This is a genomic window from Microbulbifer pacificus (genome assembly GCF_033723955.1).
Taxonomy (GTDB): domain Bacteria; phylum Pseudomonadota; class Gammaproteobacteria; order Pseudomonadales; family Cellvibrionaceae; genus Microbulbifer; species Microbulbifer pacificus.
The window spans coordinates 2,560,095-2,582,271 of the sequence record NZ_CP137555.1 but is presented as its reverse complement, the minus strand read 5'-3'; the positions used below and the strand labels follow the sequence as shown (position 1 = coordinate 2,582,271).

General features: G+C 58.5%; 17 protein-coding genes. 4 read left to right on the top strand and 13 right to left on the bottom strand.

Annotated elements, in window-relative coordinates:
* Window positions 1-312: 312 nt before the first annotated feature.
* Window positions 313-5,145, top strand: a complete 4,833-nt coding sequence (locus R5R33_RS11155) for a S8 family serine peptidase (RefSeq protein ID WP_318952777.1) — start codon at window positions 313-315, stop codon at window positions 5,143-5,145.
* Between the two features lie 150 nt (window positions 5,146-5,295).
* Here the strand turns inward: R5R33_RS11155 and R5R33_RS11150 are convergent, their stop codons facing one another.
* The 3 genes from R5R33_RS11150 to alaE all read right to left on the bottom strand — a co-directional run bounded on the left by R5R33_RS11150 (window position 5,296) and on the right by alaE (window position 8,072).
* Complete coding sequence (locus tag R5R33_RS11150) at window positions 5,296-5,649, bottom strand: DUF4870 family protein (protein WP_318952776.1); 354 nt, start codon at window positions 5,647-5,649, stop codon at window positions 5,296-5,298.
* 99 nt (window positions 5,650-5,748) lie between these two features.
* Entirely contained in the window at window positions 5,749-7,176 is a 1,428-nt protein-coding gene (locus R5R33_RS11145) for an ATP-binding response regulator (protein ID WP_318952775.1), read from the bottom strand.
* A gap of 323 nt (window positions 7,177-7,499) precedes the next feature.
* Entirely contained in the window at window positions 7,500-8,072 is a 573-nt protein-coding gene (alaE, locus tag R5R33_RS11140) for an L-alanine exporter AlaE (protein ID WP_318952774.1), read from the bottom strand.
* 385 nt (window positions 8,073-8,457) lie between these two features.
* Between alaE and R5R33_RS11135 the strand changes: the two genes are divergently transcribed.
* Window positions 8,458-9,024, top strand: coding sequence for a PadR family transcriptional regulator (locus R5R33_RS11135; RefSeq protein ID WP_318952773.1), 567 nt, complete (start codon window positions 8,458-8,460; stop codon window positions 9,022-9,024).
* Between the two features lie 40 nt (window positions 9,025-9,064).
* Here the strand turns inward: R5R33_RS11135 and R5R33_RS11130 are convergent, their stop codons facing one another.
* The 6 genes from R5R33_RS11130 to acs all read right to left on the bottom strand — a co-directional run bounded on the left by R5R33_RS11130 (window position 9,065) and on the right by acs (window position 15,894).
* The gene (locus tag R5R33_RS11130) at window positions 9,065-11,113 is read right to left on the bottom strand and encodes a TonB-dependent receptor (RefSeq protein WP_318952772.1); all 2,049 of its coding nucleotides are present in this window, start codon (window positions 11,111-11,113) and stop codon (window positions 9,065-9,067) included.
* A gap of 51 nt (window positions 11,114-11,164) precedes the next feature.
* Complete coding sequence (locus R5R33_RS11125; protein ID WP_318952771.1) at window positions 11,165-11,539, bottom strand: VOC family protein; 375 nt, start codon at window positions 11,537-11,539, stop codon at window positions 11,165-11,167.
* 102 nt (window positions 11,540-11,641) lie between these two features.
* Window positions 11,642-12,058: a RipA family octameric membrane protein gene (locus R5R33_RS11120; protein WP_318952770.1), complete on the bottom strand. Its 417-nt coding sequence runs from the start codon at window positions 12,056-12,058 to the stop codon at window positions 11,642-11,644.
* 24 nt (window positions 12,059-12,082) lie between these two features.
* Complete coding sequence (locus tag R5R33_RS11115) at window positions 12,083-12,556, bottom strand: YciI family protein (RefSeq protein ID WP_318952769.1); 474 nt, start codon at window positions 12,554-12,556, stop codon at window positions 12,083-12,085.
* A gap of 41 nt (window positions 12,557-12,597) precedes the next feature.
* Window positions 12,598-13,449, bottom strand: a complete 852-nt coding sequence (locus R5R33_RS11110) for a universal stress protein (RefSeq protein WP_318952768.1) — start codon at window positions 13,447-13,449, stop codon at window positions 12,598-12,600.
* Window positions 13,450-13,956: 507 nt separating this feature from the next.
* On the bottom strand, window positions 13,957-15,894 hold the full coding sequence (gene acs, locus R5R33_RS11105) for an acetate--CoA ligase (RefSeq protein WP_318952767.1): 1,938 nt from the start codon (window positions 15,892-15,894) through the stop codon (window positions 13,957-13,959).
* A 316-nt stretch (window positions 15,895-16,210) separates the two neighbouring features.
* Here acs and R5R33_RS11100 point away from each other — a divergent pair, with 316 nt between their 5' ends.
* Complete coding sequence (locus tag R5R33_RS11100; protein WP_318952766.1) at window positions 16,211-16,564, top strand: cupin domain-containing protein; 354 nt, start codon at window positions 16,211-16,213, stop codon at window positions 16,562-16,564.
* A gap of 208 nt (window positions 16,565-16,772) precedes the next feature.
* Here R5R33_RS11100 and R5R33_RS11095 read toward each other — a convergent pair whose 3' ends face one another.
* From R5R33_RS11095 to panC, 4 genes are all read right to left on the bottom strand, one after another.
* Window positions 16,773-17,699 (bottom strand): histone deacetylase family protein, encoded by a 927-nt coding sequence (locus tag R5R33_RS11095; protein WP_318952765.1) that lies wholly within the window; start codon window positions 17,697-17,699, stop codon window positions 16,773-16,775.
* Window positions 17,700-17,701: 2 nt separating this feature from the next.
* Entirely contained in the window at window positions 17,702-19,567 is a 1,866-nt protein-coding gene (locus R5R33_RS11090; protein ID WP_318952764.1) for a GNAT family N-acetyltransferase, read from the bottom strand.
* A gap of 329 nt (window positions 19,568-19,896) precedes the next feature.
* Entirely contained in the window at window positions 19,897-20,286 is a 390-nt protein-coding gene (panD, locus tag R5R33_RS11085) for an aspartate 1-decarboxylase (protein WP_318952763.1), read from the bottom strand.
* Between the two features lie 12 nt (window positions 20,287-20,298).
* Window positions 20,299-21,147, bottom strand: a complete 849-nt coding sequence (panC, locus tag R5R33_RS11080) for a pantoate--beta-alanine ligase (RefSeq protein WP_318952762.1) — start codon at window positions 21,145-21,147, stop codon at window positions 20,299-20,301.
* Between the two features lie 229 nt (window positions 21,148-21,376).
* Between panC and R5R33_RS11075 the strand changes: the two genes are divergently transcribed.
* Window positions 21,377-22,093, top strand: coding sequence for a DUF6515 family protein (locus R5R33_RS11075; RefSeq protein ID WP_318952761.1), 717 nt, complete (start codon window positions 21,377-21,379; stop codon window positions 22,091-22,093).
* Window positions 22,094-22,177: the final 84 nt, after the last annotated feature.

Below are 22,177 nucleotides of genomic sequence, written 5' to 3'. Positions count from 1 at the left end.
CACGATCGCGCTGCTGTTGCGCCCTGCAGTCTCCCGCTATTCCTGCCCCCTTGCGAACTCCCAGTCAAAACGCCGCCAATTCTTTTTCGAATTGCCCAGTACCAGATCTCGCACCGCAATCCCCGACGTTCAAAAAACAACCGTTTGTTACGACTTGTATCAGACGGAAGAAAGATGAGGTGGGTAATCGTTAAATAGGGGTTAGCGACTGACAAAAAGACACTTCAGTTCGTTAATCCTAAAAATCAAAACATGCAATAAAAACCGCATGCCCGATTGGTCACGCAAAGTAATTCAGAGGTTGGACAATCAATGTTTCACAAGAAGAAAATGGCTATCGCCGTTGCCTCGGCGCTATGTATCAGCGCCACGGTAGGTGCCACCCAGTCAGATTTCGCTACGGAAAACCTGGCGAAGTGGGCAGCACCCAATCAGCAGAAAACTGTCCAGCCATTAAAACAATACGATTGGGATCAGCAGACCAACCAACAGGTGAAAAAGCAGCACCGCGTTTTCAGCGAAGAGCGCAATATCACCGGTAAGCAAACCTACATCGTGCAGCTCGAGGAAGCGCCGATCTCTGCCTACGAGGGTGGCATCGCGGGACAACCCGCCACTCGCACTCTGGTACAGGCTGCGCGCAACCAGCGCGGTCCGCTCAACCTGAATCAGCCGGAGATCGCCAGCTATCGCTCGCATCTGGAACAGGCGCGCGCGAAGGTATTGAACAATGCGATGACCCAACAGGGCCTCTCTGTTCCGGTCAAAAACGCGTTTACCGTCGCCCTGAACGGTTTCACCACCGAGATGACCCAGGATGAGGCCAAGCGCCTCGCCAAGGTTCCCGGCGTCAAGCGCATTACCCGCAACACCATCAAGCAGCTGCAGACCTTCAATACCATCGAGCAGACCGGCGGCCACGCCGTGTGGGCAAACGGCGCCGCGGGCACCGGCGAAAACAAGGGTGAAGGCGTGGTCGTCGGTATCATCGACACCGGTGTAAATACCGACCATCCCTCTTTTGCCGAAGTGGGCGGCGACGGTTACGTACACACCAACCCGCTGGGTGATCAGTTCCTCGGCGACTGTGTCGACCACCCGGAGATGTGTAACGATAAACTGATCGGCGTTTACTCTTACCCGGAAATTACCGACACCTTCAGCGATCCGGTGTACGAAGAATCCCGCCCGCCGGTGGGTGAGGACTACAACAGCCACGGCTCTCACGTGGCCAGCACCGCCGCCGGTAATATCCTGCACAATGTGCCGTACAAGATCACCAGCAGCGACGTACAGTCCAGCGGTATCGAAACCAATCTGGTGTTCGACCAGATTTCCGGTATGGCGCCACACGCGAATATCATTTCCTACCAGGTGTGCTGGCCGGGCGGTTCCGGCGACCCGTATGCCGGATGCCCAATGAGCACACTGGTTGCGGCCATCGAGCAGGCGGCCATCGACAATGTCGACGTGATCAACTTTTCCATCGGCGGCCTGGAAGAAGACCCATGGATGGACCCCATCGAGCAGGCGTTCTACAACACCGCCAAGAGTGGCGTCTTCATCGCGGTGGCCGCAGGTAACAATGGCCCCGAGTACTATTCCGCAGACCACTCTTCGCCCTGGCTGACCACGGTCGCCGCGCACACCGCCCAATCCGCGGTGGGCTATTCGGATAAAGAACTGAGAGACATGGCCGGTGGCGACACCACGCCTCCGCAAGCCATCACCGGGCGCGCCGTCACTTTTGAAGAACTGAGCGGGGTACTGGTCAATGCCGCCGACTTCACCAACCCCAACGAGCCTCTCAGCTCCTTCCAGGCAAATTGTGACAAGGAGTATCCGGAAGGCTTTTTTGACCTAGCGGACGACCCCCTCACTACCGACATCGACGAAAGCCAGCAGAATGTCATCGTCGTGTGTAAGCGCAGCTCCAAGCCGCTGTACAACAAGGGCGTGAACGTGGCCAAGGGCGGTGCGGAAGGCATCGTGGTGTACAGCCAGGCTTCCTACCAGGACACCTACGAACTTCCCCTCGTTTCCTACACCATTCCGGCCATTCATATCAAAAACGCGGATGGCTTGGAGCTGGTCAAGTGGATGTCTTCCGGCAGCGGTCACTCCGCCACCATTACCCCGGCGGCGGCCCAGGAAGAAAACATAGACGGGCAATACCTCGCCTGGTTCTCCAGCCGCGGCCCCTCCTGGTTCGGCATCGATACTCTGTTTGTCGATGTTGCCGCACCGGGTGTGGATATCTATGCGGCGTCCTCCGACGATCAGCCGTTCACCAACAGCCCGCGCACGTCCGACTGGCAGACCATGTCCGGCACCTCCATGGCCAGCCCGCATGTCGCCGGCGCCGCGGCGCTGCTGCGCCAGTCGCACCCGGACTGGAGTGCGATGCAGATCCAGTCTGCGCTGCTCATGACCGCCGCCAACGATCTGGAATCGGCCATGTTCCTGAACAACTACGCATCCGACGGCTACATGTCCGGGCTGCAGGAGTCTGGCGCCGGCCGCATGCGCGTCGATCAGGCCAACAAGGCCGGTCTGCTACTGGATGAGTCCATTGAGAACATGGGCGCCGCCGATCCGAACATGGGCGGATTCCCCAAGCGCCTGAATACCGCGTATATGGTGGATAACACCTGCGACAGGGAGTGCTCCTGGGTCCGCACCTTCACCGCGACCGAAGACGGCAACTGGACCGCGTCCACCGAAACCTTCACCGATACGTTTGAAATTACCGTAGAGCCGGCCAGCTTCAGCGTGAAAAAAGGTGAGGAAGTTTCGATTACCGTCACCGCCCGCCACAACAAAGACACTGCTTCAGCGGTCAGTTACGTCGCTCCCACCGGCAACCAGGGCCAGGTGGTACTGACCCCGTCCAACAGCAATTCCCCGGTGTTGGAACTGCCGGTGTGGACCTATAAAGACACCTCGGGCCTGCCAGGCTACGTGAAGGTGGATGCGCACCGCACTTCCGGTCGGGTTTCCGTGGGTCCGGTAAAAACCGGCGACATCACCGACTTTACTTCGCATTCATTCGGCCTGGTCAAAGGGGATGTAACGAGTAAATTCCTGTACCCGGACCCCACCGGTGCCGATCCATTCGATAATCCCGAAGATGTACTTGTCACCCTTACTGCGGTGGAAGAAGGCAGCAAGATGATTGCCGCGCATGTGGTTGGCGAAAACACCAACCGCGCGCTGGTCTTCATGGGTATGGACAGCAACGGGGACGGCCTGCCTTCCGACGACGAACTGCTGTGCATGTCCACGACTTACCTGTCGGCCAACTTCTGCACCATCAATGACCCGCTGCCGGGCAATTACTGGACAGTGGTATCCGACCTCGTCAGCGAAAAAGAGGGCCGGGACATCCAGCTGGTCACCGCTGTCGTCGGCCACGACAACGGCAATCTGAACGTTTCCGCGCCGAGCAAGGTTTCCGGCTTTGAAGAGTACAAGCTCGATGTGAGCTACAACCTGCCGGAGATGGAAATCGGCGATTACTACTTTGGCGGCTTTGATGTTGGCAGTAATGCCAACGACGCGGGCAATGTCGGTTTCGTGCCGGTGATCATTACCCAGGTCGACGACGATGTGACGTTCACTTCCAGCAAGCCCACCGCCAAGGCCGGAGATACCGTCGACTTCGCGATCAACGTCATTGCCAACAACGAAGCGGAAGCGCGGGCATTTGCACTGGATGTCGCCTTCCCGGAAGGCATTGAGATCATTCCGGAATCCGTCGTCGCCAGCCACAGTACACCGGCGGAAGTGACCCTGGACAACAATGTCCTGGCGCTGGACGGTGTTCAGGAAACCACTCGCGATGTGGCGCGCAGCTACAAGGTCACCACTTCGAAAAACGACAGCATGTGCTCACTGACAGCGGCGGGCTCCCCCTACCCGGGTTACCTCGACCTGCGTCCGCTGGGTTGGCGCACCCTGGAAGGCGTCGAAGGTTCCTATAGCAGCGGCTTCGAGTATTCGCTGAAGGACCTGATGGCCACCGATGAGAATGTGACCTTCCCGTACTTCAACACCAAGCAGTACGACTCCATCAAGATCAGCCCCGCGGGCACGGTCTACTGGGGCAATCGTCGTCTGCCGTCGATCCACCAGGAACTCCCGGAAGGCCTGAGCTATATGCCATTGCCGGAAGACCTGATCGCGCCGTTCTGGGTCGGCGACCAGACCCTGACACGCTTCGACAGCACCAACAACCAGCACGAGCTCAACGCCGGTGTGACCAACTCCTATACCTGGGACCGCAAGTGGCTGGTACTGGAGTGGGATAACGTCGAGCGCAAAAACGCGCCGGGCCACATGGTGGACTTCGAGATGTTCCTGCGCACCGACATCGACTACGAGCCGGGTGAGTACGAAATGATGTTCGCGTACGACAACCTGAATCTCGTGGACGACAAGGGCTCCATCGGCTTTAAATCCTACATCGGACGCATGATTGTGGATGGCGACCAGCCGGTGGATATCTCCGGCGGTGAGAGTGTTGCCTTCGATAACATCAGCAGTGAAATCGACAACGAAACCGTGGTTTGTATGGATTACACCGGCCCGGAGATTTCGAAATTTTCGGTTAATTTCCAGGCCTATGTATCGCAACAGGCTGCAGGTGCGGTGCACAACATTGCGCTAAATAACGGTCTGGTCGGTTCCGACAACGAAGTGATCGAACTGACTCTGGATGTAACCGGAAATATCCAGCTGTCACCTGTGGATGACATCGTGATGGATCAAGGCGAGTCAGCCAGCTTTACGGTGAATTACGCCGACGAAAACAACGTCAGCAACATTATCGAACTGCAGGGTGAAGGCTTTAGCTACGAGGTTTCCGGCCACGAATCCGGCAGTACCGTCACCATCAATGCCGATGGCGATTTCTCCGGCGAGCAGGAAGTCATCCTGGTGGTGAAAGATTCTGTATCCCCGAGTGATACGGCCACACAGGCCTTCAACTTGACCATCAACAAAGTGGAAACCGGCGTTACCGAAACTCCTGAAGTTCAAGAACCCAAGAAGAAAAAGAAAAAAGGCGGCTCTAGCTCCACGTGGATGCTGTTGATGCTCGGCATCGCCGGCGTCCTGCGTCGCCGTCGTATTTTCTTTCGTTAACCCTGCCCAGCATGCCCGGCTTGTGCCGGGCATTTTTTAAGGCAAAAAAAGAGCGGCCAATTGGCCGCTCAACATTTCTCTCATCAAATTTTCGCTTACTTTTCTCTCACCGTTTTCCGGCGTTACATCAATTCGTTAATGTCTGTTCGCTTACGAATAAGCGGGGCGGTTGTCCGCGAGGGTCAGCCAGCCACGGATCACACGATATACCATCCACACCCAGCTGATCCCCCACACCGCAAAACCAACCAGGATCCATACGGTGGCCCACCCGACCACAAACCATAGCAGGCTGTACCAGAAGGTGCGTATCTGCCAGCGGAAATGGGACTCCGCCAGGGTGCCGCGTACATCGCCGCGCTTGGCGTAGTTGATGATCACCCCAACGAAAAAAGGCACCGCGGTAAAAAGACTGATCGCCTGGATCAGGTAAACCAGGGTGGCGATATCACGACCGGCGCGTTCGCGCTCGAGCTGTTGCGGGGCAGGGTACTGCTCGGACATGGGCACGAGTTCCATTATAAAAGTGAGCGCTTAGTGTAGGCGCAATCTGCCTCGGCGATAACCGTATGCTGCCACGCCCGGTCGCGGCTGCCACGGCGTTTACCTCAAAGCCCACTCCGTATGTACATTATTCTCCCGCCAGGATTTCAGCTGCTGGATAGAAGTACGCATCAGCCCCAATATCTCAGTGCGCTGGTGTCGGCAATATTCTCGCTCGCTGTCGATGGAGAGTCGCGCCGCCAGTGCCTTGAGACGGCTGGCCACCACTTCCAGCCCCACGCCCTCCGCTTCAGCAGCAAGAGCCTGGGCCTGGTGTTGGGCGTCGAGCCAATGGCGGCCAGTCAAAGCACTGGTCAAGACGGTAATCTTTTTCGGCAGATTGGCCAGACGATCGCCCAAGAGTTCGGCGAAGGCCAGATGCCCCAGGGTATCGCGCTGGCGCTCCAGGGTGCTGGGGTTCAGCACCTTGTTGGCGCGAGTGAACTTGCCGTTTGCGGGCGTAATGCTACGCGTTTTCTGTTCCACCCAGCTCAGTAGTTGCGCCAACTGGCTATCACTGGGCTGGGAAGGCAGCACACCGGAGAGGCCACGTCCGGCGTAGCGCTCCTTGTCTCCCTTGCCTACCTGCTCGAGCATGCCAAACATGATCAGGTTGTCATTGGCGAAATCACCGCGGATCTTGCTCGCCGTTTCCACGCCGTCAATCAGCGGTAGATGTATGTCGATCAGCACCAGATCAAAGTTGCCCTTGAGCGCAGCCTCGGCGCCGTCCACACCGTTGGTTTCACGGCGCACCTTGTGCCCGCAGGCCTCAAGTCGCGGGCGCAGGCTGGAGTGTGCGTCATTTTCCACCAGCAGGATCTCCAGCTCGCGTGTGGAATCGTCACTGCCGAGCAATGTCTGGGGCAGGATTGCCCCCGGTGCCTCGTGGATGGCCTGGCCGGCGCGCTGGATCTCTTCAATATTGCTGCGCAGACTGCGGCACTGACCGAGGGCAGCCTCGGCCAGGTGGCGGGTTTCCTCATTGCCACCGCGGGCCAGCAGTCCGAGGGTACTGACCAGGGTTTCCAGGGGTTTGCGCATTCGGTGCCCGGTGAGAGAGAGGAAATCCCGCTGCTCTTCCTCTGCCTGCTCCGTGGAGACCCGCGCCTCTTCGAGGCGTTTGTCGCGCTCCATCAATTCCTGTACCCGCGCCTGTACCTGGCGGAAAAGCTTGGCGTTTTCCGCCTGCAGGTCTGCGACTTTGGCGGCAGCGGCATCTTCCACAGCCTGCAGCTTAGCGCGCACCCGCAGCCACGCGACCACGCTTGCCACCACCACAACCCCAGCTAACAGCAGCCAGATCAGTGATAGTCGGGGTTCCAGCAGCAGGGCTTCGCCGGGGAAGGCAAACGCCAGTGGCGGCGATACTGACAGTAGGCCGCCAGTCAGGATCCGCTGCGCACGGGCAAACGGGGGATGGGTGTTGTGAACTTGGTCTGAGCTGGCATTGGCACAGCTACTACTCGCCGGACGGCAGTAGGTCATGGCATACGTTCCTTGTAACCACTGGTAAATTTCGGGTTAATCCTGCAACCCGGCCCGAACCCCGTGTTTTTTCACCTGCGCCCTGGTGGCGTCAGCAGCAATTATCCGGGGCCCCTGGTCCTGTCCATTACGGCGTAACGAACAGATCGTTTGTATTCGTGGGACTCATGTTCCAAAAATGGTTTCTATCTCAAAGCCCCTGGTCATACAAGCCTATTTTACGCCATAAATCCCGATGGCGATGGACGAAAGATGGTTGGCGCCTTTTTAGTTACTCGAAGTACCTAAGTCAGGAGTGGCGCCATTACACGCAGGCACAGGCCTCAGCTGGTCACGGCGCTGTCCGCCTCAACCCGCCGACTAAGCCACAGGCGGCGCAGGCAGTCGAGATACATGCCGTAGGGGCGGCCGAGAGCGCCGGCGATCAGCATGAAAGTAATACAGGCGGTGGCGATCTCGCCACTGGAAGCACCCCCCAGCAACATATTCAGGATATACAGGGGCAGCTGGAAACTGAGGAATACAAAGGTATCGACGCCGTAGTTGTGCAGGGCGCCGCCGCGGCCGAAACGCCCCACCACCCAGTTGCGGTAGAGGCTGAACGGACGCGCGATCAGCGTGTTGAATACCACCGCCAGCAGACGCACCTTCAGGTGCTCGCTCCAGCTCATGCCAGCCAACACCAGCTCGATGGGGATCGCGATCGCCCAGGAGAAGCTGTTCATGGCAAACACATCCAGCAGCCACTCGTTCCAGCGGGTGCGGCGGTTGCGCTGCTCATTGAACCGGGTGTTGGTGGACTGAGGCGTCTCTACCGGCTGCTCATCCTCCAGGACCATAACGGGCGGCGAGACGGGGATGGCTTCGGTGGCCTGAGACAAAGATTGCGGCGACATGGTGACTGCTGACCCGATAGGCGGCGTGGGGCTTTTGGCGAACGGCCGCGGAACTGTGTTTGAGATGCTAATTGCACATTATTCAACCACTTTTGGTGGCGCCGGCGATTATATCCGTCGGCACGGCAAATACTAGTGGCTGTATATTAATTTTTTGTTATCCAATCCATTACCATCCTAAATACTCAAACAATGAAGGATGGCTAACTCATTATGGAATATTTAGAGACCAATCCATCCTATTGGGCTCAGCCCAAAGTCCCACGCATCCCGTGCCAGCAGGCCAGTGAGCCAGTACACTGCGGGCACTGTGCCATCATATGCGCACATCCCGAGCCCGGCGCCGGCCAATCCTCGCCATCCCAGAGTCACCATTGCCCACACCATGTCACTGAGATTCGCCGTATTGAGCCTGCTGGATATCGAGCCCGGCAGTGGCTATGACCTGAAGCGCCGCTTCGAGCGCAGCGTCAATCACTTCTGGAGTGCCAGCCACCAGCAGATGTACCGGGAGCTGCACAAGCTGCACAGTGAGGGACTACTGGATTGCGCGGAAGAATTGCAGGACGGTCGTCCAGACAAGAAAGTTTACAGCCTTACGGCTGCCGGGCGCACTGCCCTCGAAGCCTGGGCGGCGAAACCCGCCGCAGCACAGAAGATCCGCGACCCCTTTCTGATCCAGGTGTTCGCCGGCCACCATCTGCCCCCGGCGCAGATGCATGCGGAACTGCAACGCCACCTCAACGAGCACCGCGCCACACTCGCCACCTACGAGGCGCAGAACGCGCGCTTTTACCAACGCCCTCCGGAGCAACAGCAGAAGTTGTGGATATCCCACCAGCCACTGTTGCTGGGGATAGAGACGGAGAAGGCCTGGATTGGCTGGGCGGAACAGCTGCTGGCGCGGCTGGATGCGGAAATGGCCGAGGGCGGTGAGACCAGCGCAGGCTGAATGGCCGGCAACCGCACTCTGAGCCCTCCCTCAAACCGCCTCAGAAGCGATAACGCAACGAGGCGCGCAGGGTACGCGGCTCGAAGGTGTGGTAATGGATATCCTCTACCCCATCGGCACCCTCCCCGGGCAAGCGCGACGCGTAAAAATAGTCCACATCGTGGTCGCTGGAATCCAGGGCGTTCAGCAGATCCAGTTGCAGCCGCCAGTTGTGCACATCCCGCCCCAGACGCAGGTTCACCAGCGATGAGCCATCGGACTCCACGCTGGCGTCCTCGATCAAGGGATAGGCGCTGAAGTGACGCAGGTGCACGGAGGCGAACCAGCCGTTGTCACCGCTATAGTTGAGCGCGGCACTGGCCACCAGGGGAATGGCACCGGGGATTTCATCCCCCGCCGGGTCAAAATCCCCGAAGCTCGCCTCGGTATAGGACACCTCCAGCTCGCCGCTGATGCGCTCAGAGGCAAACCAGTAGAGCCCCGCCTCCACGCCCTGTCGCTCGCTGGGACGGCTGGCCTCGGTATTGCCGGCATCACCTACAAACAACAGTTCGGAATCCAGATCCAGCTGCCACAGGGCCAGGGTGGCGTGCAGCTGGTCGGTCACGAACAGCCGTGAACCCAACTCAACCCCGCGGGATTCCACCAGCGGGTCCACCGCATCCACCGCCCCAGCAGACACCGGGTCCACCTTGATCACAGTGCCGCGGGCATCATTGGAGTGCAGGCCCTGGCCATAGCTCAGATAGAACTCGGACACCGGCCAGGGCTGCCAGGCGAGGCTGGCCTTGAGCGAGGATTTACCGTCGCTGCGACGGCCACTGTTGGCGGCGAGCCCGGCCTCCACATCGAAGTCGTAGTGGTCGTAGCGCAGACCAATATAACTGCGCAGGGCGCCACTCCACTGGATCTGATTGACCGCGAAGACTCCCAGGCTGTCTTCCAGCACTCGGTCTTCCCGCACCGTGCCCAGTACCTCGCGGGAGGCGGTGTGATAGAGGCCCACGCGGTCAATATCGTCGCGGCGCCCCTGCAATCCCAGCTGCCAGCCAATTTCTTCCCGCTGCCACTGCTGTGCCAGTTCGAATCCGTAGATACGGCGGTCGTCCCGCTGCTGGAACTGATCGCCGCTGGCCGGGTTATCCAGGAAGTAAGTGAAGTCGGACCAGAGGCTGAAGTCGTAATCGATGGCATAGGCGCTGGCGGCAAGCGCACCGCCCGCCAGCGCACCGGTCCAGCCCCCGGAGAGACTGTAGCGACGGGTGTCGCCGCCCAGGCTCGTATCGAGGGAACCGTAGGCGTCGATGATGCCCTGGTCCACGGCGCGCTCGGGAATCTGGTCCGGGGAGTTCCACTGGTTGTCATAACCCATGAATGTGAGCTGTGCGCGGCCGCCAACAACATCAGCGGATAGCTTGCCGAGCAGGTTGACCTTGTTGACGTCCTCACTGACGTCACTCCAGGGGCCGTCATAGCTCTGCCATTCGGCGGCGAACAGCAGATCTCTGCCGCCGGATTCTGACGAGTCCGCCACCACACCGCGGCGATAACCGTGCTCGCCGAGGCTCAGTTCGGCAAGGCCGCTATCCAGTTTTTCCGCCAGCACAAAACTGGCGGAACCGGCGGAGGAAAAGTCCCCCACTTCCGCGTAGTAGGGCCCCTTGCGGTAACGCAGGCGTTCGACAGTTTCCGGAATGACGAAGTTGAGATCGGTGTAGCCCTGACCGTGGCCGTGGGTGCGCAGGTTCACCGGCATACCGTCGACAAAGGTGGCGAAATCCGTGCCGTGATCCAGATTGAAACCGCGCAGGAAATACTGGTTGGCCTTGCCGCTGCCGGAGTGCTGGGTAGCCACCATACCGGGTACAAACTCCATCAGGTCGCCGGTGCGGATCAGCGGCCAGGCGCCGATCTCCGCCGGCCCCACCTCCCCTTGCGACGCGGAAATCGCCTTGCCATTCAGGTTCAGCTGGCGACCGAGGACCGTAACTTCCTCCACTGACTCCTGTTCATTGACTGAACCGGACGGTGACTGCGCGGCAGCGACAGCGCCGTTGGCGGCAAAGGACAGGATCAGAGCTAGAGACATGCAAACCTCGTTATTTATCGCTATTCATTCAAATGCTGGCGCCGCGGTACGCTAAAAGGCATCCGCGGGAATGTGGCACACCACTTCGATATTGTGCCCATCCGGGTCAAGCACATAGGCGGCGAAGTAATTGTCGTGATATTCGGGGCGCAACCCGGGGGCGCCATTGTCCTTGCCGCCGGCCTGCAGCGCCATATCAAAAAATGACTGAACTGTATCCCGGTCTTCGGCACTGAACGCGATATGCACCGGCGGCGCGGTACTGGAGCCCCCCTTGATCAGCAACTGCGGCTTGCCGCCCCAACCGAACCCCGCCCAGTCCCCCATCTCCATCACCAGCTCGTAGCCAAGTGGCGCCAGTGCAAACTGGTAAAATGCCTTGCTGCGTTGGTAGTCGTGTACGATCAGACCAATATGGTCCAGCATGGGAATCTCCTGTCGTAACCTGCTCCGCGTTTCGGAAACTCAGTATAGAAGCGACAGGGAAAATATCCGGGTGGGATGAAAAATGACGGGGAGAGAAAGTGATTACAGAAAATTTAAATACGAAAGCAGACCGTAAAATACCACCGCAGTACCGCACGCGAGCTGCCCCAAAATCAGCGCGCGGATGGCGGTGGTATAGCGGATAAAGCGACCGTGGGAATTCAGGTCACGGGTAAACACCCGCGCCTGTTCCGGTAACTGCTGCTCCATGGCGCGAAGCCCGGGCACCGCCAGACTCAACAACTGACGACTGCGCAGATCCATGACCCAGAACACCGCAGAGACGATCACCACAAATCCGCCCAGCAGCATCACAATCAGCGGGTGGAAATTCTTTTCCACTGCGGTGAATACGCCGCCATCAACAAACATGGACAGGACCACGAAAAAATTGAATGCATTTAATCGCTGCTCCGCATTGAAGCGGTAGTGCTCACACAGATACTGCTGCTCATTCACGACTGGGGCGCTTCCTTTTGGCGATCACGGCGCCTGCTTGGCGATGATTCCATGTAGCTGGTTAATCTTCTTTACCGCTGCGGATCCGTACCAGGGGTGCAACTCCATCACCAGGCGCCCCGCTTTCACCGCGGGATCGGTTTCTGTCAGCTTGCGCGCCTCTTCCACGGAATCCACATCGAATATGTAAATCCCGCGCAGCTCGCCGCCATCCAGAAACGGGCCTGCCAGCACCAGCACGCCCTCTTCCGCCAAACGCTGGATATTCGCCATATGCGCCCGCTGCAGTTCGGCGGCGGTGGCTTGATCCTGATCGCGGTTGGGCCCGGCCTTCAGCAACGCCATCACGTACTTGTGCATACCGTATTCATCGGCCCCCAACTCTGCCGCCAGCTGCGGGTCAAATGTCGGTTTTGTTTTGCTGGTATCTGCCGCTAACGCAGTTGCGGACAGCATCAGCATGGCCAAGGCTGTGGCAATGCAGTTACGAAGTGTCATGGGCCTGCTCGCTTGTTGTTATTTGGTTCGAGCCTGAACAATCAGGGTACGATCAACACATCGGTATTGGCACGACCGAGTATGCGCTCGGCGGTGTTGCCCAGTACAAAGCCGCGCGGCCCCTTGCGCACACCACGTCCAACGAGAATCGCGCGCGCCTTGTTTCGGTCCACCACGCGGTTGACTTCGGCGGCGGGCTTGCCGGTGACAAAATGGGTTCTGCTACAGGTGACGCCACTTTCGGCGATCACCTTGTCCACTGCCTGTAACAGGGCACCGGTCTGCTCGCGAAACTCGTCCAGGTCGGCCACTTCACTGTGGATCGGCACACAGGCGACCGATTCCAGCTCGGCACCGAGCAACTGGCTGAGCGCGCCTCCGAGGGCGAGCACGCGCTGGTTCAGCTCCACATGCAGGGGGTTGCTCACTGCGGGGTCGAGAGCGGCAACAATGCGGTCGCGCTTGACCCAATGGGTGCTGACGGCGAGCCAGAGGAGAGTTGGTAGGCTTTCGATCAGGCGCCAGTCGATGGAGCCAAAGCCGCCGCGACCGAACTGCTTCTGGGCGGTTTTCACCACCAGGTCGCAGGCGTTATTTTCCAGATATTCGAGGGTCCAGTAGGGGATGTCGTGGTGCCAGGCAACTTCGGCGGTGGAACCAGCTGGAAGTGTGTACTCGCTCTGCAGTGCCTGCAGCCACTTGCCGCGCTCTTTCTCCAATTCCTCACTGATATTCAGAATGGAGCCGGACAGCATGGGCATGGAGACCAGCGGCTCGTACACAAAACTCACCAGATGCAAATTCGCCCCCGACTTCTCCGCCAGTTCCAGCGCCCGCTGTAAGGCGATCTGTTCGTGCTTGGGCTTGTCGAGGATGACGAGAATATTCTGCATGCTGCCTCCGGTGCTGCTTGATTAGGTTCAATACCATTGGGAGCAATTAAATCACCGGTTGGGGGGTTTGTCTGCCTTTCCGCGAACTGATAGTCAGTGGTACGCATTGTTTTCGTCAGGTGGCGCGCAAGCACTGGGTGAGGGTTTTCAGGACCGGGCTAGGCGCCCCCCTTCAACCCATCCCTGTTTGCGACGCTCCTGAAACCCCTCACCCAGCACTTGCCCTTCGCATGAACCGAATGACTACGTAAAAAGTATTGAGTAATACACTTTTAGCCTTCTACCTGAAAATTTCTGCTGCAGCTGTTTCAGGGGAGACTTACGGAGTATTGAGATACGAATTGAAGGTGGAATGCTGGGGATTCGTTTTCGAAAGCGTCGGCGACAGGGACGTCGCCGACGCAGCGTACAGGGATGTATTCACAGCGGTTTCGAAAACGAATCCCCAGTACTCCGCCGCCACCAATCCGGCTAAGAAGGACCAGACGTAGCGACGGAGAACGGAGGTTATTTGTTAGCCCGGTGGTCCACCAACTCATCGACCACCGAAGGATCAGCAAGAGTGGAAGTATCACCCAGAGAATCCAGTTCATTGCAGGCAATCTTGCGCAGGATGCGGCGCATGATTTTGCCAGAGCGGGTTTTCGGCAGGCCCGGGGCCCATTGGATGATGTCGGGCTTGGCGATGGGACCGATCTCCTTCACGCACAGGTCGATCAGCTCCTTGCGCAACTCCTCGGAAGGCTCGCGGCCATTCTTGAGAGTCACATAGCAGTAAATACCCTGCCCCTTGATATCGTGCGGGTAACCTACAACCGCCGCCTCGGCGGTATCCTCGTGCAGCACGATCGCGCTCTCGATTTCCGCGGTGCCCAACCGGTGGCCGGAGACGTTCAGTACGTCGTCGATGCGCCCGGTAATCCAGTAATAACCGTCGGCATCGCGGCGCGCACCGTCGCCGGTAAAGTAGTAACCGCGGAAGGTGGAGAAATAGGTGTCGATCATGCGCTGGTGATCACCGTACACGCTGCGGATCATGCTCGGCCAGCTGGCCTTCATTACCAGCGCGCCCTCACCCTGGCCCTCGATTTCCTGCCCTTTTTCATCCAGCAACGCCGGTTGCACGCCGAAGAACGGACGCGTGGCCGAACCGGGCTTGAGCGCGGTGGCGCCGGGCAGCGGGGTGATCATGTGGGCGCCGGTTTCGGTCTGCCACCAGGTATCCACAATCGGACAGCGCTTCTCTCCCACCACGTGGTAATACCACTCCCAGGCCTCGGGGTTGATCGGCTCGCCCACGGTGCCCAGCAGTCTCAGGGAGCTGCGGTCGCACTTGGTGACGAAGTCGTCGCCGGCGCCCATCAGTGCGCGAATCGCGGTGGGTGCGGTGTAGAAGGTATTTACCTTGTGCTTTTCCACCACCTGCCAGCAGCGGGAGGCGTCCGGATAGGTGGGCACGCCTTCAAACATCAGGGAAATGGCGCCGGCACACAGCGGGCCGTACACGATATAGCTGTGGCCGGTAATCCAGCCCACATCGGCGGTGCACCAGAATACATCGCCCTCTTTGTAATCGAAGGTGTACTTGAAACTCATGGTGGAGGCCAGCAGATAACCCGCAGTGGTGTGCAGCACACCCTTGGGTTTGCCGGTGGAGCCGGAGGTGTAGAGGATAAACAGCGGGTCTTCCGCATTCATCGGCTCCGGCGCACAGTCGGCACTCTGTTCGGCGACGGATTCCCCGTACCAGATGTCGCGTTTGCTGTCCCAGTCGATATTGGCGCCAGTGCGCTTCACCACGATGGCGGTGTGCACATTTGGGCAGTGGGCCAGCGCCTTATCCACATTCGCCTTGAGTGGCACTTTTCTGCCACCGCGCACGCCTTCGTCGGCGGTAATCACCAAGCGGCAGTCGGAGTCGAGGATGCGGTCTTTCAGCGAATCGGGAGAGAAGCCGCCGAACACCACAGAGTGCACGGCGCCAATACGGGTACAGGCGAGCATGGCGTAGGCCGCTTCGGGGATCATGGGCATGTAGATACACACGCGATCGCCCTTCTTCACGCCACGGGCCTTCAACAGGTTGGCCAGGCGGCACACCTGCTCGTGCAATTCCTTGTAGGTGATGTGCTTGCTGTCGGCGGGATCATCGCCCTCCCAGATCAGTGCGGTCTGCTCGGCGCGGGCAGGCAGGTGGCGATCGATACAGTTGGCGGAGACGTTCAGCTCGCCGTCGGCGAACCAGGCTGCGTGGCCCTTTGTTAGATCTTCGTCCACCACTTTGGTGAATGGCTTGCTCCACTGCAGGAAGTCATTGGCTTGCTGGGACCAGAATGCTTGCGGATCTTCCACGGATTGGCGGTACATCCGCTGGTAGTCGTCGCTGTTGACGAGGGTATTCGCGGCAAAGGTTTCGGGCACCGGGTAAATGTGCACTTCAGACATCGTTTTCTCCCTTATTAGTATTATCGGGATGCTGTACGGCCTCACTCAGTGAGGCAGTATTTGCAGATATCGCGGTCATTTAGCGGCCTGTTGCGTTCAGCGATAGGCGCGGCTAAGCGGCGATTTGGTACAGCTATCACGATAAGTTATACCACTGGCGACTGCCGAATGACAACGCTGTCACGAGCCGTGTCGTACCATCATAGCCTGACCACTTTTCGCTTTCCCACTCGATGCTTGGAATACCGTGCCTTTTTTAGGATGGGGAGGCACAATACCCATAAATAAGTGATCACATTTTTGATTTGGAGTAGATATGGCTGCGAAATTGTTGCGGGTGGCGGAAGGTAATGCAGTGCGGGAAGCGGGGCCGGTGGCGCCGGAGAAGGTACTGGCGGGAAATCCGCAGCAATGGACAGAGCATTTCTTTACCAACAAGAAAGAGAATTTCTTTTGCGGCATCTGGTCTTCGGACGCGGGCAAATGGTCACTTACTTACACTGAGGATGAGTTCTGCTACATCATCGAGGGTGAGGCGGAGATTACCGATTCCGAGGGGGTGAGTGAGCGGGTCGTTGCCGGTGATGCGTTCTGTATTCCGGCCGGTTTTAGCGGAACCTGGGAAACGATCGGGTCCGTTAAGAAGTTCTATTCGATTTATGAGGAGTGATTTTTGCTCCGGGGTATCCACTTGTGATACGTCGGTGGCGGCAGAGCACCGTGTGTGGGTTTTCAGGACCGCTGTGAACCCATCCCTGGGCGCTTCGGCGCAAAGTACCCGGCCGCTTTAGCACGGCGCCTTCGGCCCTGTTTGCGACGATCCTGAAAACCCAAACCCGCCACTCAACCTTTACATCTAGTGTTGAGTGTTCGATCTTTTAGCTGCCGATCAGGCCTTTTAAGTGTGCAACCACACTTCGCCCCAATGCGGATAGCGCATAGCCGCCTTCCAGTGACGAAACGATTCGACCCTCGCAGTTTTTATCGGCATATTCCCGCAGTTTTTCCGTCACCCAGAAATAGTCGTCCTCCTTGAAGCGCAGCTGCGCCATATGGTCCTCGATATGGCCATCGAAACCGGCGGAGATAAACAGCATTTGCGGCTGGAATTTTTCCAGTGCCGGCAGCCACTGCTGCTCCACCACCTGGCGCAATGCATCGCCGCCGGCGCCCGCCTCTAGCGGCGTATTGATGATGTTGTCCGGGAGGTCGCCGGTGCCGGTAAAGGGGTAGAGCGGGGACTGGAAGCTGGAACACAGCAGATAGCCCTCGCGACCGGCGACAAAGTCCTCGGTGCCGTTGCCGTGGTGTACGTCGAAGTCGAGGACGGCGACACGGGCGAGACCGTGATGTTCACGGGCATGGGCGGCGGCGATGGCGATGTTGTTGAACAGGCAGAAGCCCATGGCCTTGTCGCGTTCGGCGTGGTGGCCGGGGGGGCGGACCGCGCAGAAAGCGGAGTGGATTTCGCCATTGATGACGCGGTCGACGGCGTCAATGCCGGCGCCCGCGGCATGCAGTGCGGCGGTTAATGAATACGGACACATGCGGGTGTCTTCGTCGAGAACTTCGATACCGTCGCTGGGTGCGCGGGCGAAAATGGATTCGACGTATTCCGGGGTATGCACCCGTTCAAGCTGCTGGCGGCTGGCCTGGGGGGCGTCAAAAAAGCGCAGTACATATTCCATACCGCTGCTGAGCAGTTGGTCCTGGATGGCGTCGAGGCGCGCGGGGCTTTCCGGGTGCTCGTCGCCCATGTCGTGGCGGTGGCAGGCGGGGTCTGAAAAAAATCCTACGGTGGGCATGCTCAGTCCTTTTCTCCGCTCAGTGCCAATTCCAGATAGAGTTCGTCCATGGTATCGCCGGGGCGATAAGTGAAACCGTTGTTTTCAAAAATCGAGAGCATGGGCTTGTTGTCCCGGCGCACGCAGGCAAACATTTTTGCAATACCGCGTTTGCGCGCGATGCTCTCCATTTCTTTCAGCAGTGTGGATGCAATGCCCTTGCCGCGGCGACTTTCCTTGATGACAAATGCCACTTCGCAGCTGTTATCGGCCTCGGAAAAATAATAGCGGCCCACGCCCTGAATCACTTCGCGCGCGCCGTCGCGGTCGGTAAAACACAAGGCCAGATCCCGGCGCTGGTCCACACTCACCAGGCTGCAGGATTTTTCCCGCGACATCTGGGTGACGTGGTGGTTGTAGCGCATCAGCAGGGTTTCCTTGTTGTGGGTGTAGAAAAACTCCTGCAACAAACGCTCGTCCGCTGGCCTGAGTGGGCGCAGCGTATAAGTAATGTCATCGAAAACATACTCCTTCTGCTCCACCGGCCCAAGTTCAGCAATCGAGGTAGGTGCCTGCGCCTGGTATTCCGGCACCCAGTAAAACTCCCGCACCTTCTCCAGCAGCTCCCGTCGAAATTCCGGATGGGCGATCCGGATCATTTCCAGGGTCCGCTCCCGAACACTTTTCCCACGCAGGGAGGCAATACCGTATTCGGTGACGACGTAGTGCACATGTGCACGGGAAGTGACCACACCACTCCCTGGAGTTAGAGAGGCCACAATGCGGGAAATCAACTTGCCGTTTTTATCCTGCGCGGTGGACGGCAGCGCGATGATTGGTTTGCCGCCTTTGCTCAGGGCCGCACCGCGGATAAAGTCCACCTGCCCGCCGATACCGCTGTATAACAAGCGCCCGATGGAATCGGAAACCACCTGACCAGTCAGGTCTACTTCGATAGCGCTGTTGATCGCCACCATTTTTTCATTGCGTGCAATATTTACCGGTGAGCTGACATGCTCTGCCGGGTACAGCTCCACATGGGGATTGCCGTCGACAAAGTCGTACAGCATTTTGGAGCCCATGCAGTAGCTGGTGATGGTTTTGCCCCGGTGAAATGTTTTCTTGCGGTTGTTGATGACGCCGCTTTTCATCAATCGCGCGACACCGTCGGAAATCATTTCCGAGTGCACACCGAGATCCTTGTGGTTACCCAGATAACGCAGCACCGCGTCGTGGACCTTGCCCATGCCAATCTGCAAGGTCGAGCCGTTTTCCACCAGTACCGACACGTACTGACCAATCTGCTCAACGGCCTGATCCATTTCCGGTGGCGGTGATTCTGGTATCGGTGCATCCGCTGTCATCCAGGCGTGGATCTGGTCGCGGTGGATAAAGCTGTGGCCGTTGGTACGCGGCATGCTCGGGTTGATCTGGGCGATAACCTTGGTGGCATTTTTTACCGCAGAGGAAACTACATCCACACTGACGCCGAGGGAGCAGTAACCCAGCTCATCCGGCGGGCTGACCATGATGAGTGCGGCATCCAGTGGCAATACGTTGTCGCTAAATAACTTGGGCACTTCGGAGAGAAACGTCGGCGTGTAATCCGCACGCCCTTCCGCTACCGCATTGCGGATAGACGTTCCACCAATATACAGCGCATTGACGGTAAACAGCTCGGCGTATTTGCGCTCGGCCCAGATATTGTCGGAGAGGGTGAATACCTGTGTGACTTCGATATCGTTGAGGCCACGGCTGTTGGCAATAAGGTCTGCCATCAGCTCGTTGGGGACGGCGGCGTGGGAACCGACGAAAATCCGGTAGCCGCTTTTCAGCAGCTGCGTCCACGGGATCGGATCGCCGGTTTTCGGTTGGGTCAGGGATGACATTGGCTTTGGGGGCTTCCTACCTTTTTGTTGTGTTCATGGTAGGCGGGTGACTTGTCCGTCACAACCCTCTGGCAGACAGAGCCGTAGACTCTAAGCGGTTTTGTTTATAGCAAGGGCGACTTAAAGAAAAATGCTAACGAAGTGGAAAACTTCAATTTGAAGGCATAGTGACCGGGATTGGCTTTCGGAAGCGTCGGCGACAGGGACGTCGCCGACGCAGCGTACAGGGATGTATTGAAGGGGGGCGCCTAGCTCGGTTCCGAAAGCCAATCCCCGGCGCTCTGCCACCACAGGACTACAAAAACCCCAAACCACCGAACTTCAAAAAATCAGGCAGGCTCAGCCATCTGCACTGGGATCGTATTGGTACTACGTTCAACCCGATTTTTCTCATTCAGATAAACCAGTTTCGGTTTAAATGAATCCGCCTCGGATTCCGACATCTGAGCATAGGCCGCAATAATCACACGGTCGCCGACCTGGACCCGACGCGCTGCGGCCCCATTCATGGAGATGATGCCAGAACCGCGCTCCGCCAGAATCACGTAAGTGTGAAAACGCTCGCCGTTGGAAACATTGTAGATATCAATTTTCTCGAACTCGCGCAGGCCCGCCAGCTCCACCAGATCTTGATCGATCGCGCAGGAACCGTCATACCAGAGTTCCGCCTGGGTCACCGCCGCCATGTGCAGCTTGCCCTTCAGCATCTCGATTTGCATACCAGCCTCCCGTTACATACTCAGAGAAACATTGTCGATCAGGCGCGCGGCGCTGGTGTACATCGCTCCCAGCAGCGTGATCTCGCGGTCGTCGTGCGCCGCCGGTTGCAGGTCGCGGCTGTTGCAGATGGAGAAATAATCCACCCGGAAGCCCGCGCTCTCAATGCGGCTTTTTGACTCAGCTTCCAGCGCGGCAAAATCCCGGCGTCCGTTTTCGATCTCCCCGCGTGCCCAGTTCAGGGTCTGGTTCAGAATCGCCACTTTCGGCCGCTCCTCCTCGGTGAGATAGCCGTTGCGGGAACTCATCGCCAGGCCGTCGTCCTCGCGGTGCACCGGCGCCGCCACGATCTCCACTGGAATACACAGGTCCTCCACCATGCGACGGATCACCGCCAGCTGCTGGAAGTCCTTGATACCAAAGATGGCCTTGTCCGGCTGCACGATGTTGAACAGCTTCGCCACCACCGTGGTCACCCCCTCGAAGTGCCCCGGGCGACTGGCGCCGCACAGCACATCGGTCATCGCCGGGCAGATCACCTTGGTCTGCAGGTCCATGCCGTTGGGATAGATCTCGCTCTCATCCGGGTGAAACAGGAAGTCGCAGTTGGCGCCGCGCAGGCGCGCCATGTCCTGCTCCATGGTGCGGGGATACTTGTCCCAATCCTCGTTCAGGCCGAACTGGAGCCGGTTGACGAAAATGGACACGACCACCACGTCACACATGGTTTGGGCCCGCTTGACCAGTTCGATATGCGCATCGTGCAGGTTACCCATGGTGGGCACGAAGCCGATGGTCTTGCCGTCGCGACGGGCCGCCTTCAGCGCCTCGCGCAGGCTGGCCACATGGTGAAAGACTTGCATTGTCGGGATTCCGCCAGAGGTTGCTACGCGCGGCATATTACCCCCCGGCGCGAGCGGGAACAAATGCGCAATTCACCACAAAAAACCGCGGCCTGATTCGGTTTTTCGCGCATTGCCTGGCAAAAGAGTGGATACGGTTCAGGAAGGATTCAGTGTAAAGGGGACAGAATGGCCCCCACAGTAAGCGAAAACACACCGAAGCCGCCCCTGGCGGCCGTGGAGAGCGACCATGAAAACACTGACTTCAGCCTTTATCGCCGCCAGCCTGCTTATCAGCGCTGCCCCGGCACTGGCGGACAGAGACGACCGCCACCACACCAATGACCACAGCCGCAAAATCGCGCAGCAACAGCATGACCGTAGTGATCGTCGCGATGATCGCCGCGAAGACCGGCAGCAAGTGCGCCGCGAGGACCGTCGTGAAGATCGACGTGACGACAGACGCGATGAGCGCCGCGACCATCACAACGGAAAGGACGACCACAAGTTTGTGAAGTACGTCGGCTACGATCGCCGTTACGACAAGAACCGTGACCATGATCGCGGCCGCGGCGACAATCGCGGACATAACCACGGTCACAACTACCGTGGAAATGGTCACGATCACCACGGTCCCTACCGCCCGGTGCAGCTGGCGCACAAACACCGCTACCGCCCGGCGCACTACGGCTATGGCTATCGCTGGACGCGCCTGCCCAGATCTTACGTGAGCGTGACCTTCGCCGGCCTCGGCTACTACTTCAGCGACGGCATATTCTACCGTCCTTATGGCGCAGGCTATGTCGTAGCCCAGGCTCCCGTCGGTGCCTTTGTGCAAGCCCTGCCGGGTACTGCGATAAGCGTCAACTTCGGCGGCCTCAATTATTTCGTGGCCTACGACACCTACTACCGCTGGGACAACCACCGTCACGGTTACCTGGTCGTCGCCAACCCCGGATTTATTTGACGCGCAAAGATCACAGGTTTCTCTCAGGTAAGGATTGTCACATCCAACCCCAACAACCGAATGAAAATTCGGTTATTGCCCAGG

Coding starts and splice junctions, on each gene's coding strand:
- R5R33_RS11155 (WP_318952777.1), top strand. CDS start 313: ATGTTTCACAAGAAGAAAATGGCTATCGCCGTTGCCTCGGCGCTATGT.
- R5R33_RS11150 (WP_318952776.1), bottom strand. CDS start 5,649: ATGTCCGAGCAGTACCCTGCCCCGCAACAGCTCGAGCGCGAACGCGCC.
- R5R33_RS11145 (WP_318952775.1), bottom strand. CDS start 7,176: ATGACCTACTGCCGTCCGGCGAGTAGTAGCTGTGCCAATGCCAGCTCA.
- alaE (WP_318952774.1), bottom strand. CDS start 8,072: ATGTCGCCGCAATCTTTGTCTCAGGCCACCGAAGCCATCCCCGTCTCG.
- R5R33_RS11135 (WP_318952773.1), top strand. CDS start 8,458: ATGTCACTGAGATTCGCCGTATTGAGCCTGCTGGATATCGAGCCCGGC.
- R5R33_RS11130 (WP_318952772.1), bottom strand. CDS start 11,113: ATGTCTCTAGCTCTGATCCTGTCCTTTGCCGCCAACGGCGCTGTCGCT.
- R5R33_RS11125 (WP_318952771.1), bottom strand. CDS start 11,539: ATGCTGGACCATATTGGTCTGATCGTACACGACTACCAACGCAGCAAG.
- R5R33_RS11115 (WP_318952769.1), bottom strand. CDS start 12,556: ATGACACTTCGTAACTGCATTGCCACAGCCTTGGCCATGCTGATGCTG.
- R5R33_RS11110 (WP_318952768.1), bottom strand. CDS start 13,449: ATGCAGAATATTCTCGTCATCCTCGACAAGCCCAAGCACGAACAGATC.
- acs (WP_318952767.1), bottom strand. CDS start 15,894: ATGTCTGAAGTGCACATTTACCCGGTGCCCGAAACCTTTGCCGCGAAT.
- R5R33_RS11100 (WP_318952766.1), top strand. CDS start 16,211: ATGGCTGCGAAATTGTTGCGGGTGGCGGAAGGTAATGCAGTGCGGGAA.
- R5R33_RS11095 (WP_318952765.1), bottom strand. CDS start 17,699: ATGCCCACCGTAGGATTTTTTTCAGACCCCGCCTGCCACCGCCACGAC.
- R5R33_RS11090 (WP_318952764.1), bottom strand. CDS start 19,567: ATGTCATCCCTGACCCAACCGAAAACCGGCGATCCGATCCCGTGGACG.
- panD (WP_318952763.1), bottom strand. CDS start 20,286: ATGCAAATCGAGATGCTGAAGGGCAAGCTGCACATGGCGGCGGTGACC.
- panC (WP_318952762.1), bottom strand. CDS start 21,147: ATGCAAGTCTTTCACCATGTGGCCAGCCTGCGCGAGGCGCTGAAGGCG.
- R5R33_RS11075 (WP_318952761.1), top strand. CDS start 21,377: ATGAAAACACTGACTTCAGCCTTTATCGCCGCCAGCCTGCTTATCAGC.